The organism is Millionella massiliensis (assembly GCF_900104655.1).
Lineage (GTDB): Bacteria > Bacteroidota > Bacteroidia > Bacteroidales > Rikenellaceae > Rikenella > Rikenella massiliensis.
Map to the genome: position 1 here is coordinate 419,744 of NZ_FNWD01000002.1, position 14,406 is coordinate 434,149.

The 14,406-nt window shown below is 45.6% G+C and carries 18 protein-coding genes; 7 read left to right on the forward strand and 11 right to left on the reverse strand.

Annotated elements, in window-relative coordinates:
• The first annotated feature begins 29 nt into the window (after positions 1-29).
• Both BQ5379_RS01770 and BQ5379_RS01775 read left to right on the forward strand, forming a co-directional pair.
• Entirely contained in the window at positions 30-239 is a 210-nt protein-coding gene (locus tag BQ5379_RS01770; protein ID WP_071133848.1) for a hypothetical protein, read from the forward strand.
• 65 nt (positions 240-304) lie between these two features.
• Positions 305-661, forward strand: coding sequence for a helix-turn-helix domain-containing protein (locus tag BQ5379_RS01775; protein ID WP_071133849.1), 357 nt, complete (start codon positions 305-307; stop codon positions 659-661).
• Positions 662-670: 9 nt separating this feature from the next.
• Here the strand turns inward: BQ5379_RS01775 and BQ5379_RS01780 are convergent, their stop codons facing one another.
• The 10 genes from BQ5379_RS01780 to BQ5379_RS01825 all read right to left on the reverse strand — a co-directional run bounded on the left by BQ5379_RS01780 (position 671) and on the right by BQ5379_RS01825 (position 7,555).
• Positions 671-2,149, reverse strand: a complete 1,479-nt coding sequence (locus BQ5379_RS01780) for a phage portal protein (RefSeq protein ID WP_071133850.1) — start codon at positions 2,147-2,149, stop codon at positions 671-673.
• A gap of 3 nt (positions 2,150-2,152) precedes the next feature.
• Positions 2,153-3,409 (reverse strand): PBSX family phage terminase large subunit, encoded by a 1,257-nt coding sequence (locus tag BQ5379_RS01785; protein WP_071133851.1) that lies wholly within the window; start codon positions 3,407-3,409, stop codon positions 2,153-2,155.
• Positions 3,406-3,804, reverse strand: coding sequence for a helix-turn-helix domain-containing protein (locus tag BQ5379_RS01790; protein ID WP_071133852.1), 399 nt, complete (start codon positions 3,802-3,804; stop codon positions 3,406-3,408). Before BQ5379_RS01790 ends, BQ5379_RS01785 begins: the two co-directional genes overlap by 4 nt.
• A 37-nt stretch (positions 3,805-3,841) precedes the next feature.
• Positions 3,842-4,567 carry a ParB N-terminal domain-containing protein gene (locus BQ5379_RS01795; RefSeq protein WP_071133853.1) on the reverse strand — a complete coding sequence of 242 codons (726 nt, stop codon included), beginning with the start codon at positions 4,565-4,567 and terminating at the stop codon, positions 3,842-3,844.
• Positions 4,524-5,168 carry a phosphoadenosine phosphosulfate reductase domain-containing protein gene (locus tag BQ5379_RS01800; RefSeq protein WP_235846066.1) on the reverse strand — a complete coding sequence of 215 codons (645 nt, stop codon included), beginning with the start codon at positions 5,166-5,168 and terminating at the stop codon, positions 4,524-4,526. Before BQ5379_RS01800 ends, BQ5379_RS01795 begins: the two co-directional genes overlap by 44 nt.
• A gap of 317 nt (positions 5,169-5,485) precedes the next feature.
• Positions 5,486-5,944 carry a hypothetical protein gene (locus BQ5379_RS01805; RefSeq protein WP_071133854.1) on the reverse strand — a complete coding sequence of 153 codons (459 nt, stop codon included), beginning with the start codon at positions 5,942-5,944 and terminating at the stop codon, positions 5,486-5,488.
• Positions 5,945-6,110: 166 nt separating this feature from the next.
• Complete coding sequence (locus BQ5379_RS01810; RefSeq protein WP_071133855.1) at positions 6,111-6,434, reverse strand: SH3 beta-barrel fold-containing protein; 324 nt, start codon at positions 6,432-6,434, stop codon at positions 6,111-6,113.
• A gap of 172 nt (positions 6,435-6,606) precedes the next feature.
• Positions 6,607-6,858: a hypothetical protein gene (locus BQ5379_RS01815; protein WP_235846017.1), complete on the reverse strand. Its 252-nt coding sequence runs from the start codon at positions 6,856-6,858 to the stop codon at positions 6,607-6,609.
• A gap of 85 nt (positions 6,859-6,943) precedes the next feature.
• Complete coding sequence (locus BQ5379_RS01820; protein WP_071133856.1) at positions 6,944-7,213, reverse strand: hypothetical protein; 270 nt, start codon at positions 7,211-7,213, stop codon at positions 6,944-6,946.
• A 30-nt stretch (positions 7,214-7,243) separates the two neighbouring features.
• The gene (locus BQ5379_RS01825; RefSeq protein ID WP_071133857.1) at positions 7,244-7,555 is read right to left on the reverse strand and encodes a DUF2958 domain-containing protein; all 312 of its coding nucleotides are present in this window, start codon (positions 7,553-7,555) and stop codon (positions 7,244-7,246) included.
• Between the two features lie 181 nt (positions 7,556-7,736).
• Here BQ5379_RS01825 and BQ5379_RS01830 point away from each other — a divergent pair, with 181 nt between their 5' ends.
• The 5 genes from BQ5379_RS01830 (at position 7,737) to BQ5379_RS10960 (ending at position 13,638) form a co-directional block, all read left to right on the forward strand.
• Complete coding sequence (locus tag BQ5379_RS01830) at positions 7,737-7,988, forward strand: helix-turn-helix domain-containing protein (RefSeq protein WP_071133858.1); 252 nt, start codon at positions 7,737-7,739, stop codon at positions 7,986-7,988.
• Positions 7,989-7,990: 2 nt separating this feature from the next.
• Entirely contained in the window at positions 7,991-8,989 is a 999-nt protein-coding gene (locus BQ5379_RS01835; RefSeq protein WP_071133859.1) for a virulence RhuM family protein, read from the forward strand.
• Complete coding sequence (locus tag BQ5379_RS01840) at positions 8,990-9,766, forward strand: Fic family protein (RefSeq protein ID WP_071133860.1); 777 nt, start codon at positions 8,990-8,992, stop codon at positions 9,764-9,766.
• Positions 9,767-9,773: 7 nt separating this feature from the next.
• Positions 9,774-10,325, forward strand: a complete 552-nt coding sequence (fic, locus tag BQ5379_RS01845; RefSeq protein WP_071133861.1) for a protein adenylyltransferase Fic — start codon at positions 9,774-9,776, stop codon at positions 10,323-10,325.
• A gap of 751 nt (positions 10,326-11,076) precedes the next feature.
• The gene (locus BQ5379_RS10960; RefSeq protein WP_159431194.1) at positions 11,077-13,638 is read left to right on the forward strand and encodes a BACON domain-containing protein; all 2,562 of its coding nucleotides are present in this window, start codon (positions 11,077-11,079) and stop codon (positions 13,636-13,638) included.
• 310 nt (positions 13,639-13,948) lie between these two features.
• Here the strand turns inward: BQ5379_RS10960 and BQ5379_RS01855 are convergent, their stop codons facing one another.
• Positions 13,949-14,218, reverse strand: coding sequence for a hypothetical protein (locus tag BQ5379_RS01855; RefSeq protein WP_071133863.1), 270 nt, complete (start codon positions 14,216-14,218; stop codon positions 13,949-13,951).
• Positions 14,219-14,406 lie beyond the last annotated feature (188 nt).

Consider the following 14,406-nt stretch of genomic DNA (forward strand, 5'->3'; position numbering starts at 1 on the left):
GGACACCTTAAATACAGGAGGGGGAATACATGACCGACCGGAATAGACTTACACCAGAGGAGTTGCAGCAACTTCGTCAGACAGATTTTAATTCCCAGCCCGGATTTGTACCGGCAGAGACCGTATTGGCCAAAGAAGTGGGCGCAAAAGGGACACCGGAGCGTGCTGAGTTTGATGCGAGAGCTTTTGCTTGGTATTCCGGGGAATTCTCCGGGGACAAAGAGAAGGCGTCGGAGTAAGCTCCAAGAGTGAGCAACGCCAAATCTGACAAAAGGAATTGTTCCACCATATAAAACACCACTCCATGATAACCCAAGCACAATATGAACTCGCCCGGCAGCGGATTGAGGAGCTGTTGCCCCTGGTGGATGACAATACGCCCGTAAACGATAAAAATACGATTGAACTGACCCTGATGTCGGATACGGTCATTGCATACGAAAAGGAGCATTTCCCGATTAAAAAGCCAACCGTTTCGGAACTGATCGAACTCTCGCTGGAAGAGAAGGGCATGACTCAACGGCAACTCGCTCAGGAAATAGGAGTCAGCCCCTCACGGGTGAACGACTATGTGTCCGGCCGTGCGGAACCGACTCTGAAGATCGCACGCTTGCTGTGCCGGGTGCTGGATATTCCCGCAGCGTCCATGCTCGGATTATAACTCACCCCGCTAAACTGTGGTGGCCTGCTGTTTCGTGACGGCCTGTTCCTTCTGTATCTCGCTCACCTCGTCGTCCACATTATCGACAATCCCGGCCAGCATGACTCCGGTTCGACGCGATGCCACAGGCTGTCCGCACGCCGAAAGTGCAATGCGCACCTTCTCTTCGAGATCATCAATGCTGAAGGGTTGAATCTCCACATCCATGTCGATAGTATTGGCGGCATCTTCATAGGCCGGATTCAGCGAGCCGACGGCCGAAGCAAGAAAGTTGTATCGGCGTTGCAGATACTCGCCGACGATCTCGGCATGGTTATCGACGGCAAGCTGCGTTCCCATAAACAGAAAATCGAAAGCGCGGCCCGACGGAACGCTTCCCAGTCCCTTGAGGTTTTCGAGAGAGAGGCGGGGAGTATTGGTGAGATGGTAGGCCATGTCGAGCAGGTTGTCCAGTTCGACCTTGGCGGCGCTCCCTACCTGGTCGAGGTTCAGGTAGTACACCTTCCCGCTGTTTTGCAGTTGAATCATGCGGTTTTTCCCGACCTTCTGAGGAAGCCCCTCGATATCGCCCTCCAGTACCAGATCGGGGAAAAAGACCATATCCACACAGTCGGCATAGTTGGACAGCAGTTCTTCGATACGGCGGCGAATCGTTTGGATGTTGTGGCACAGAGAGGTCGGACGATAGGCATACATCGTCGGATTTTTCCTGAATCCATGTTCGAAACTCTGATCCGGCAGGAACGTCCATGTGCCCGCGTCCAGTCTCCAGGTGTACACATTGGTGGCAGTCACGGTCATAAAATACTGCACCTCCATCTTCGTTTCATTGTCACGGACCGAATACCCCCGGGAGAGAGCCACATAGTCGCCACTGGCATCGAAGAACGGATACAGCGCATCGCCCCGAAACGGCGACCATATCGTACAACGAAGTCGGTACCTGTTGCTGTTTGCGTACCCGAGCATCCCTTTGATTTTAGCCTTCAGGCGGGCCCAGAAACCGTTATCCGGAACCGCATACCAATACTCGGCCACCTCCTGCTCGGAGAATAACGATCGGACGATACGCTTGTTGTTGTAGCGCATTTTGTTCTTGCGGATCACACTCTGGATGATCTGCAACAGCGATCTTTCGGCATCGTCATTGGGAGCGCAATCCACCTGCGGATCTTTGCCCACGGTGAAGGCCGTATGAATGTTCACGATGTCCTGCTCCAACGGGATGGATATGCGATTGACCGGGTCAGGCTCATAGACGGCAGCATGGTGCGTCACCGTACCGTCCGGATTGGTTACGTCCTTCTCTTCGGAAACCAACAGCTCCCCATCTTTGCGCAGATGCTTGTCATTCACTTCGTGTCGGTCGGGGTTCCACTCTCTTTGGAGCTCATCCACGCAAGGTTTGGGCGTCTTACGTTGCGCCTTCAACAGTTCAATCTTTGCCGATTCGTCGCTCATGGCGAGAATTTCATCCAATGTCTTCATGTCCTAACTGAAATAACCCCTGTAACTTTTGTTTGTCTTCCGGATTTTGCCGAGAATCATGCCCAACACGTAGTAGCGCACGGCGTCGATCAGGTGATCCTCCTGCCCGTCTTTGGGTCGGTTGATCGGCAGGCCGTTTTTGTCCTCGTCCCACACATAGTTGCGGAACTCCTTGAACATGTGGAATGATCGTTCGGTAACGTATATCTCCATTTCGAGCATCTTCTCAATGCCGGCAATGACGGACGGGCCGCTTTTGTCAACCGGGTAGATATTGATCCCGGCATTATGTATTTCATCGATCAGCCGCGGATCGGCAGACTCCGATATGACCTTTAGATCGCGATAGGGTCTCAGCATATCGATGATCTCCCGGGTCAGCATCTGCGTGCGGTAGCATATCTCGTCAATGTAGAGCGCATTGCCGATAATTCCGCATTTGGCAATCGCCGTCGGGTCATTCGAGTACCCGAAGTCCTGGCAAATGGCAACCTTCTCGCACCAGCGGGGAAACTCTTTGACCGTATGGACATTTTTGAAGATAGCCCCCTCGGCCACGTCTACCCATTTGCCCATGACTACATGGGCATACTTGTCCGGATCTTCGACCTTCATGCGCTCCACTTCACGCAGGAACTCATCCGAGAGGTTCTCAATATTGTCGAAATAGGTCGTGTGGATGTGCAGGACATTGGGGTGGGTGCTTATCTGAACGTCCACGCCGTCGATATTTACCAGTTTGTGGGTCTTCTCGATATACTTGCGGTAAATGAAGTGGTTGGAATCGGTCGGGTTCATGATGATGATCACCCGATTCTGTATCCCCTTCTGGCGTATCGAGAGCATCAGCTTGTCGAAGTCATTTTCGCTGGTCCACTCTTCGGCTTCGTCGCACACAAACGTCGTGATGCCCTGGATGGACTTGAGTTTTGCCGTCTGATTGCCGGACGAGGTTTTGATGCCCCGGAAGAGCACGCGACTGCCCGAAACGAGATTCTCGATATCCTTCTGGGTTACGTGGAAGAACTCGCCGGTACCGTCTGCCTCTATCTTCTCCGTAAACTCAGGAATAACGGACATGGCGGCCGACACCATGGTGTAGCGGCAGTACAGGATAACATGCCCGGCTTCGAACGTGAGCCGTTCGATGAACGTCCCCGCATTATACGATTTTCCCGACCCGCGTCCTCCGGTAATGAGAATGATGAAATGCTCGGTGTCGTCATACAGGGGCAGATATATGTCTTGAGGCTGGATCATTTCTTTTGCAGGCGGTCTTCCACCCATTTTCGAATGTTGATCGATCCTTTCATGCTAACGTCGGCTTTTACATCCAAACTATCGCCAAAACCTTCATTCCGCCCCAGAGTACCGAGCAAATAACGCAACATGCTCGAATCCGGAGGGGACACCCAGCCGATAATCCGACCAGAGGGATCTTTTTCCGGAATACCGAGCGCCACAATGCGAGACATAGTAATACACTCATCGAGCATCTTTCCGCGTGCATCTTTCAGAGCCGCTGCAAAATCAGGGTCGGATTTGATCCAATCATACACAGTAGTACGATTGACGCCGAATATCTCTGCGGTCTGAGTTAAATTTCCACCTGTCTGTTTTAAAACATCTGTAAATTTGTCGATACCCGGTTTCATACGCGCGTAGTGACTGTTGGATTTGTTGTGTTTTGTATTATTCAATCATCGCGAGCACTTCTTCTCCTTTGGCAAAAGAGGATTCTGGAGCAATGCCGGCCAACTCGCAAAATTCAGCCTTTGACTGAAAAGAGGAAAAGGACAAGGTTATATACGCCATTTCATTCAGCACACGGATTTCACTCGCTTCTTTTACCGCTGCCTTAGATGCTTTAACGGCCGCTTTCCTACCTGCATCTATCGTTGCGATGTTTTGTTGTTCCCGTCCTTGCTGGGAATTCGGTAAAAAATCATCCAACGCAAAGGAATCTATTGCTGGTATTTCATTCCCAACACTCGCAAAGATGGACAGCTCTTTCAGATACTCGTCATCAATACCAGCCATCGAGACATCAATGTCAGGAAGGTATTTAGCTACCAACTCAAGATCTGTTCGCGTATTACCGAGAGCCATGTACGTCATCTGTTCTTTTTCCTGTTTTTCGTCCAGATTTACCACCTCCACTTTGACAGGATAATCTTGGTCCGGTGTACCATCATACTTGTAGTATAAGTCCATTGCCTGAATACGCCGGTGCCCGTCGATCAGATTTCCAGTGCGTTCATTCCATGTAATGCCTCCGAGATAGCCGATTTTTTGCAAATTTTTCTTTTGCTGTTTAATCCGCTCTTCAGTATGGCGTTTGGGATTGTATGGGTTGAGCGATATTTGGCTACGTCTAATTATGCGCGTCTCGCTCTGTTTTAATGGTTTTGTAGTCATACTCAAACAGGATGCGTTCAACCATAGGAAACTCCGCTATCACCTGATTCAGGTCTTGCGGATGATTTTTACGTAAAAAAAGAAGATAATTGAGATCGGATATATTAGTACCTGACGACTGGGTTTTTCCATACCGTTCGGGCATAATCAGGCCCTGTTGCTGGATGTACGATAGGACATCCGTGTTCTTGTACTCTGACAATGGAAAAAATTTCTTCGTTTTTTCACAAATGGCATTTTGCTCATACGTTCTCAACATCAGACGTCTATTCATCCCGTCGGATTGTTTGAATCCATAACAAGTCCACTCGATGCAATATTTTTGTCGGAGAATATCAGTGAGTTGAGCAAGACTATATTGCCGGATTTTGCGTTTCTCACATCCCAAATAACCCGTTTTGTAATACGAGAACAAGGCGTAATGCGGGATTTGTATAAACTCAATTTGGGGGTATTTACGACAAGCGTAGTTGATATAACGATTAATGTGCTTCAGATTAGGCACAATGTACATATATACGCATACAATATGGTCAAAATAAGGGTGACAAAGGTCAAGTAAGGCAATGCTATCTTTTCCGGATCCGGAATGAAATAACATTACCTCACGCGACCTTGTGGCGATTGATTTGATAATTTCTATCGCCTTTTTCACGACTAACGACCATTACCGAGTACCCGATTACGGCGGCGGTTGGCTGACGATTGACGGCGAGATCTTGCCGCTAAATAATCAGCCTTACGCATGTACTTTTCGCCATTCGGACCTGTTGCATATGGTTCTGACATAACATTGTTGTTTTGAGGTTACTCGGCAATATTGCCACAACAAAGGTTTATTGCGGCTGCACGACAGGCAAGAGACAACGCAAAAAATAGCCTGCTAAAAGCAGGCTATCATCGAAATTTATCTTACTGTTATCTGAGATTTGTGGCGACGACTTTCTCGATGGCCAAGAAAAACATCATTGGACGTTCTTCGGGCGGCAATTTGTCGTGTTCTTTTGCGTCGGCCCTGAACTCTTCGAAGTCAGGATATGCAGGCTCGTTTTGTGTATATTCGTCAATATCTTCAGTATCGACACAAAACATGCCTATATCATTGATTTTAACATCAAGAAACCACGAGTTATTACGATTGTGAAAATGAATATATTCGATTGCCTTGAATTCTTCTTCTGCGTTCTCATCACCGGCTATAAAACCGCTCTTTTTATTGCGTCTGATCGCCTCGGTGTCCATGAACTGACTAACGTAGTAATCACTGAATGAACGAAATTCGACTTTCTTCTTACCCGTAATAATCTCTAGGGCAAATTCTTTTCTCATCAAAAGGCTGTACGCCTCAACCTGTTGGCCATTTACTGTAATCTTCATTGCTTATTTGTTTGTGAGTAAAAATAGAACTGGACCGCACAATGTACAAGCCTTCGTAATTTTATTAAAATATCAGGGCTGTACCAGATCGAACCTTCAAACGGTAATTGACTTGTACTTTCCAAGAGACTCGCAATATGGCTGGAATTCATATTGCTGGCCTGACCTATTGAACTGCCATCAAGTTCAGTCGCTTGAAGCATCGCCACTCTTGGCGTTCGGTGTCGAAGTACACTTGGACGGTTTCGTTTTTCTTGCGGGTGTAGTTGCCTTCAATAGGCGGCACCAGGTCTGCCCGTAAAGTGCCCCATGCCTCACGCAGAGTGCCATCTACCTTGCGAAAGTAGAACCGTACGACCTCAGTGTGCATATGGCGCACGAGGTGAAAGTTACGCCATGCCAGCTTCAGGCATTCACTGAATACCCGATGCGTCGTTCTATAAAATCGCCACGCCATACGCATGATGTTCGAAAGGTCAGTCGTTTTCATAGTGTTAAGAGTTAAAAGTTTGCCTTTAGTTTTAATAACCGCAGTACTTCTTTGAGCTCGCTGTCCGTGTATCGCTCTGCTAGTTCACGAGACACGCCATTCGTATTCATCGCTATCTTTATAGCTGCCTCACGACTGATTTTGGGGGTTGATCTTCTTTTCTTCATATCGTTTACCATTGAATAGCGAGAGCTGCATCATATAACCCCTCTGTGAGTAGCCCGACTTCTTGATGAAAGTTGATGTCAGTCAGGCGATATTCAATCAATGCCATTGCATAGTAATTACCTTCTGCACGGGCTGTTCTATGTTTTTTCACAAGCGAGCGAAACATTGCCAGGCTCAAACCGTAGCCATTCTTAGCATTCAGTCTGCGCATACGTGTTTTATCACTTTCTTTGAGTTGGTCTTGATAGGTCTTCATGGTTTTTCGTTTTTGAGTTGCCACCGGCGGTCACTGGTGCCGCCACGCTTCGAGCCTAAGGCCTGTTTACAGTCGCTCGAACGACTTAATCGAGCTTGTAAAGTGCCAGCATTGTCTTTCTACCGCCAGCATCTTCTGAAAGACGCATTTTCATTGTTGGCTTGATTTTGTAGGTATAAGCATATATGCCATCTTTCTCTTCGTATATGTATGCCCACATACCTTCGAGGTTTCGTCTGCCGAGCGTGCCAAAATAAGCCTTCGTATCGTCAATGTCTTCGACAAGGCCCCATGCCTCATTACTAATACCTTCTCGGTTAATAGCGTCGATTACGCTGAATGCATATTTGTTCATGGTTGTATGTTTTTAGTTCAATGACAATGGTTAGTTGATCTCAGCAACTGTACAGGGGGTGAAATACTGATCTCTTTCGATGCCGAGACCAAATGGGCGAGTTCTAATACTTTGCAGCTCATTAAGCGAGATATAACCATATTCGCGTTCGCCCAAACATTCGCACAGCGCGAAGAGAATGTAATCGTCGCCTTGCTTTTCGCCTTCGAGAATATACCAGGTCTGACCACCGCAAGGGTTGAAGAACTTACAGATAACCTTTGCATCGTCACCTTTGCCATCTTGAGAGTAGAGCGGGTATTTTGCCAACTGCTTTTCGATCTGTTTCGTTAAGAGTTTCATAGCTTTGGTGCTTTATGTTTATCTTCATTTTTGTACTACAAATGTAGGTATAAATAAACTAAACACCAAACAAATGAAGAGAAAAATTTATCTAAAGATTATTTTTTAATTCGCTATTGTTGTTTTATCTAAATACACCTATCTTTGAAGTATTGCTTTCTCATGTAGATTTATATAAAGCATGGCACTTGATAACCGAGTTAAAGAATTGTGCAAGGATAAGAACATGACCCTTGCGGAAGTGGCTGAAAAGATGGATGTGTCAGCCTCTTCATTGTCTCAGATTTTGAAAGGGAATCCTACTCTCTCCAAATTACAAGCTATTGCCTCTGCATTGGATGTGACAGTCCCTGAACTGTTCGTCCCGGCTGCAACAAATACCATCACCTGTCCGCATTGCGGAGCGGTATTGGAAATCAGAGAAAAGGAATAATCATGGAGCAAGAATTGATCCTATACAATTCAGTGGATGGAGAAAGTCGCGTTGCATTGTTGGCGCGTGATGGCTCGGTTTGGCTTAATCAAGCGCAGATCGCCGAACTTTTTGCCACCTCCGTTCCCAACATCAGTCAGCACATAAATAACATACTAAAAGAAAAAGAGTTAGATGCGGATTCAACTATTAAGTATTTCTTAACAGTTGCGACAAATGGCAAGCCCTATCAGGTCAAATTCTACTCGTTGGAGATGATTTTGGCGATAGGTTTCCGCGTCCGTTCCATCCGTGGTGTGCAATTCCGCCAATGGGCAAACCGCAATCTCACCGAATACCTCCGCAAAGGGTTCGTTATCGACGACGAGCGTCTGAAAAACCCAGATGGTCGCCCCGACTATTTCGACGAGTTATTGGCTCGTATTCGAGATATACGAGCCTCGGAAAAGCGTTTTTATCAGAAGGTGCGCGACTTGTTTGCATTGAGCAGCGATTACGACAAGACGGACAAGGCTACGCAGATGTTTTATGCCGAGACACAAAACAAACTACTCTATGCTGTAACGGGGCACACGTCCGCAGAGATTGTGATGCAACGTGCCAATGCAGAAGCTCAGAATATGGGACTAACATCCTGGAAGGGAACTGTAGTGCGCAAACAGGACGTTATTATCGCAAAAAACTATCTGACCCACGATGAACTCGATTCTTTGAATCGGCTGGTTGTGATCTTCCTCGAAACAGCGGAATTCAGGGCAAAGAATCGAAACGACCTTACGATGGGTTTCTGGAAGGAAAATATAGACAAGATACTGGTATCTAACGATCAGCCCCTTTTACCCAATGCCGGCACTGTAGGAAAGGAGCAAAAGGACGCATTTGCATACCGAGTTTATGAAGAGTTCAATGCCCGCAGAAAACGCAGGGATGCTATTGAAGCCGACCGGGAAGACATGGAACAGCTAAAAGAGCTGGAGTCTGAAATCAAACATCGCAAATAAATGAATACGATACATGAATTATTGGCGGAGTGCGACGCGCTGAAAGCCCGCCTACAGTCATTGCGCCCGTTGCCCGCCCCGGCTCTGAAAAAGATTGAGGAAGCCCTCGCAATCGAATACACCTACGAAAGCAACAGGATAGAGGGTAACACACTGACCCTCCAAGAAACAGAGCTGGTAGTGAATGAAGGTGTAACAATCGCCGGAAAGTCCATGCGGGAGCACCTCGAAGCCATCAACCACGCCGAGGCCATCGACTACATACGGGATTTTGCCAAAACCCAAATGGAAATCAGCCAGCGCACAATAAAGGAAATACACGCCCTTATATTGCACGGCATCGACCGGGAGAACGCCGGGCGTTACCGTACCGTCCCTGTGATGATTTCAGGAAGCCAGCACACCCCGTCTCAACCGTACCTCATCGAAAAGCAGATGGAGGATTTTATGATACGATTTGCCGAAATGGAGGCAACCGGGGAACATCCGGTAATTACTGCCGCATACCTGCACGACGAACTCGTGCGCATTCATCCGTTTATCGACGGCAACGGGCGTACTTCCCGGCTGCTGATGAACTTGTATTTGCTGCGGAACGGATATACCATCGTTAACCTCAAAGGCACGAACGAAGCGAAAATAGCCTATTACGAAGCATTGGAAGCCTCGCACGTAGAGAAACACCCGGAGGGATTTCAGACGCTCGTAGCGGAGGCGGAAATAGAGTCCTTGCGGCGTTATCTGTCCATTGTAGGCGAGAATACAACCAACCAATAGCGATGTTATGGGAAAAACGGATAACATAGATGCACAAAGCCTTGGTAAGGCGCACGCCCTGTTTGAGAGCGGCGATATAGACCGTATTGAGGTGGGAACGGTCAAGGGATTACAGGACATACACCGGTATTTGTTCGGCGGGCTGTACGACTTTGCCGGAGAGGTGCGCCGCCTTAACATATCAAAGGGCGGGTTCCGCTTTGCTAATGCCCTATACCTCGATGTAATATTGCCGGTTATCGAGCGTATGCCGGAAGCGACGTTTGAGGAGATAATAGCGAAATACGTTGAAATGAACGTCGCCCACCCATTTATGGAGGGAAACGGACGAGCCACCCGAATATGGCTCGATATGATGCTCAAAAAGAATATCGGGCGGGTAGTGGATTGGCAAAGGGTGGATAAGGTACAATACCTCCAAGCAATGGAACGTAGCCCAATAAACGACCTCGAATTACGAGCCCTGCTGCAACCGGCATTAACTGACCGTGTAAACGACCGGGAAATTATTTTCAAAGGTATCACGCAATCGTACTACTACGAGGGCTACGAGGCATAAGATACCTCCTGAAACGCCGTGACAGGGTAGTTATGAAATCGCCATACAACACTATCAAACGAAGCTCGCGGCAACCTTGGGTGATATCGGTACCCCGAGCTGTTCGCCCCGGCTGCAACAAACGCCATCCCTGCCCGCATTGCGGAGCAGTGCTGGAAATCAAAGAAAAGGAATAATTATGGACAGGTATTGATCCTGTACAATTCAGTGGATGGAGAAAGCCGCGTTGCTTTGTTGGCGCGTGATGGCCCGGTTTGGCTAATCAAGCGCATATCGCTGAACTTTTACCACCTCCATCCCCAATATTAGTTTGTACATATAAAACACATTAAAGGACAGTGAATGAAATCCCGATTCAGTTATTAAGAATTACTTAACAACTGCCGCAGACGACGCACTTTAACATGTCACAATTCTACTCTTTGTAAGTGATCTTGGCCATTGGATTCCGGAGTCGCTCAGTCCTTGGTGCAGTCTATGATCTTGTATAGCTCCTACACCTTGATTTCATTATAAATCGCGAACTCTCCCCCTTTTTTATTCGCTTAGGAAATTGTGCATGGATTACCTGATATTCTGCATTCAGTTCAGAAATCATACTTTCTCGCTCATCAACTGTTAATTATATCACACCAAGCGTACGCAACACAATATTTGTGTTATTATGATATATTTATTTTTAATTAGTATATTTGAATGCATCTTATCTCCACAACCAACAGAAGTAAATCTAACCATAATACAGTTCAATATGAAATCAAGATTACTTTTCATTGCCTTGATAACTCTATGTACATTTTCACAATGTAGTAAAGAGAAGGCTCCGACACCTCCCCCTCCCTCAGGAGAAGATGAAGAAATTACTATAGATGTACCCGATTTAACTTTGCCAGACGACAATGCCCAAAGTACATTAACCTTTTCTTCATCCGCAGCATGGACGATCTCTTTGTCTGAGACCAAGGGTGTAGAGGAGTGGCTTACTGTCGAGCCTATGAGTGGAGCTGCAGGACAAGCTACCGTTACTGTTACGGCAGAGCCAAACGAAAATTACGACGATCGTTCAGCCGTCATTAGAATTCGTTCAGGCTCTACAAGCAAGTCGTTGCGAGTTTATCAAAAGAAGAAGAATGCACTGCTCTTATCGAAAGAGAGGTATGAATTATCTTGTGAAGAAACGAGCATTGACGTAAAAGTCAAAAGTAATATTGATTTCGAAGTCAAAATATTGGATGACTGGATTACTCAGATTCAAACCAAAGGATTAGTAATATACCCTTTGTCATTTGCAGTACAACCCAACGATGCCCAAAAAAGGACGGGTAAGATTGTCTTTTTAGACAGGAACAGCAGCCTGTCTGATACGGTATATATCGAACAGACAGGGAAGGAAGAAATTCAACAAGATAGAGAAGCCTTGATAGCATTATACAATGCAACAGGAGGTAATAATTGGACTCATAATGACAATTGGTGTAGTGATAAGCCTATCAATGAATGGTATGGTGTAACTACTAATTATACAACGGGAAGAGTCTCTGAGATTTCTTTACCTGAGAATAATTTATCGGGATCTTTACCTGATGAGATAAAACAGCTTACAGCATTACAGATATTAAACCTTGATCTTAACAATTTTACGGAGATTCCTGCTGTTATCGGAGAAATTCAAAGTCTTGAACATCTTAGCATGAATTCAAATACTTCACCAGGAAGTCCTCTCTCTGGAAATATTCCATCAAGTTTAGGTAATTTGTCAAATCTGAAATATTTATTTTTATGTGGAGATTTTGGTCCGCTACCAGAAGAACTGGGAGCTTTGACTCAATTAGAGAACTTAGCTATAGTTGGCGCTTGGTACGGCCGTTCTATTTCAGAGCCTATTCCGGATTGGATTCAAAATCTAAAAAAATTAACACACCTTTCTTTAGGGGGAATGAAACTATCTGGAGACATTCCAAACTGGATATATAATCTATCAGAATTACAGGAACTTCACCTTGAGTGCAACGCATTAACAGGGATAATATCAGAAAATATTAGCAATTTAAAATCGTTAACTTATATAACATTAAACAACAATAAACTATCCGGTACAATTCCCTCATCTTTGACATTACTGACAAACTTGCAACATTGTTATTTAAATGACAACGATCTGGAAGGTACACTCCCTGAAGGATTTGCGACACTAACTAATTTATTGACATTACATACGTATGGCAACCGTATGTCGGGCCAAATTCCTGAAGATTTTAAACAGAACCCTAACTTTGAGTCATGGGGTGTTGCCCAAAATATATTACCCCAACAACCGGGTTATACTTTGTCTTTGGGGTCATCTTATGAATCATCGGACTATTCCGCAGACGGTGAGGTAATGACTTTACAAACTGCAACCCAAGGAAAAGGTGTGGACATCGTACTATTAGGGGATGGATTTGTTGACCGCGACATGGATTCCGGTGGAAAATATGAACAAGCCATGCAGGAAGCCTACGAATATCTATTCGCATTGGAACCCATGAAATCCTACCGGGAATATTTCAATGTATATGCAGTCAAAGCTGTATCTAAACATGAGCAATTCGGCTATGGTAATGAGACTGCATTAAGTGCCACCTTTGGTGGTGATGGTGTATATGTGTCGGGCAATGATGACAAATGTTTTGAATATGCTCAAAAAGCTCCCATCCATTCGGTTGACCAAGTTACCATTGCTGTTGCGTTGAATATCAGTGCTTATGCCGGCACAACATTCTGGCATGGACAAGATGCGGCAGTAGCATACATTGGAATGCACCGCCCTGTAGATGGATTTTATGAGAAAACATTCGAAGCGACTTTCATACATGAAGTTGTTGGTCATGGTGTTGGGAAGTTGGCAGATGAGTATGTTTATAACAACGAGTATTTCCCGCCAGAATTTATTGAACATGAGAATGAATTATATCAAACATATGGTTGGAATGCCAATATCTCGTATTCCTCAGATCCGGAACAAGTGCGTTGGAAACATATGCTTTCGGATCCTCGATATTCATCGTATACGGGCCTTGTTGAAGGAGGTAACCTATATGCTCATGGGGTGTGGCGTCCAGAAGAATATAGTATGATGAATATTAGTTGCGCATACTTCAATGCCCCTTCACGTGAAGCTATTGTTAAACGTATCAAACGACTTGCGGGTGAAACATATTCATTTGAAGAGTTTGCAGCAAAAGACAAATACGAGCCTATAACCAATACTAAATCAGCACCCAGAATCAGCAACACCATACAACTACCTTCTCCTGTGATAATACGTAAGTAACATATTTATTGCTCACAAAGAAGTTCCTCTGCCAACACGGAGGAACTTCTTTTTATTTATGGCCCGCCAGGCATCGATTCAGGTATTTATCGGACTCTTTTCTGCGCTGAGTGATTCGAAGGAAAGCGTAGTGCCAATACTGCTCAAAACTATCAAGAAAGATAAATCCATAATCACAATCACAGACACATCCTCCACGCCGCTTTGATGGCACAATCTCATCGCCAATATTGCCTGCCACTATGTTTTTGTATTGATCCATTAGCTATCCAATCATGTCTAAAAGTGAATTTAGATCGTCTTGCTATGTTCATTTTTCTGTTGCTGATTTTTTAGTCATTGTTTTCTCGATCCGTAAAATCTGATTGGGGGACAATGTGATTGCATTATTCGCCTTTTGCAATGCCCGTATATTAAATTCATGAATCAACGCTTTCTCATCATCACCCTGATTCTCACATTGAATCATTTTACTACACTCTTCATCTATCAACTTTGATAGCTTTTGTCTGACTCTCCCCATTGCTTGTGCAAGAAGATCGGCATATCGTTCCTGCGGTATTGTATTAATAGCTATCATTTTCCTGTTGCTAATTTTTTAGGATATTCGCCTTCCGAGCTTGATTACAAACACCTCATCTTTCGGGGCTCCCCATTCTGGGCGACCTCTCCCGATTGTGATGCCGGCGCACTCGAACGTCATTCTTCGCTTTGTGTAGCCATATGAAAAGCACACGGCATCGATGCGCTTTAGACTGTCACAAGAAA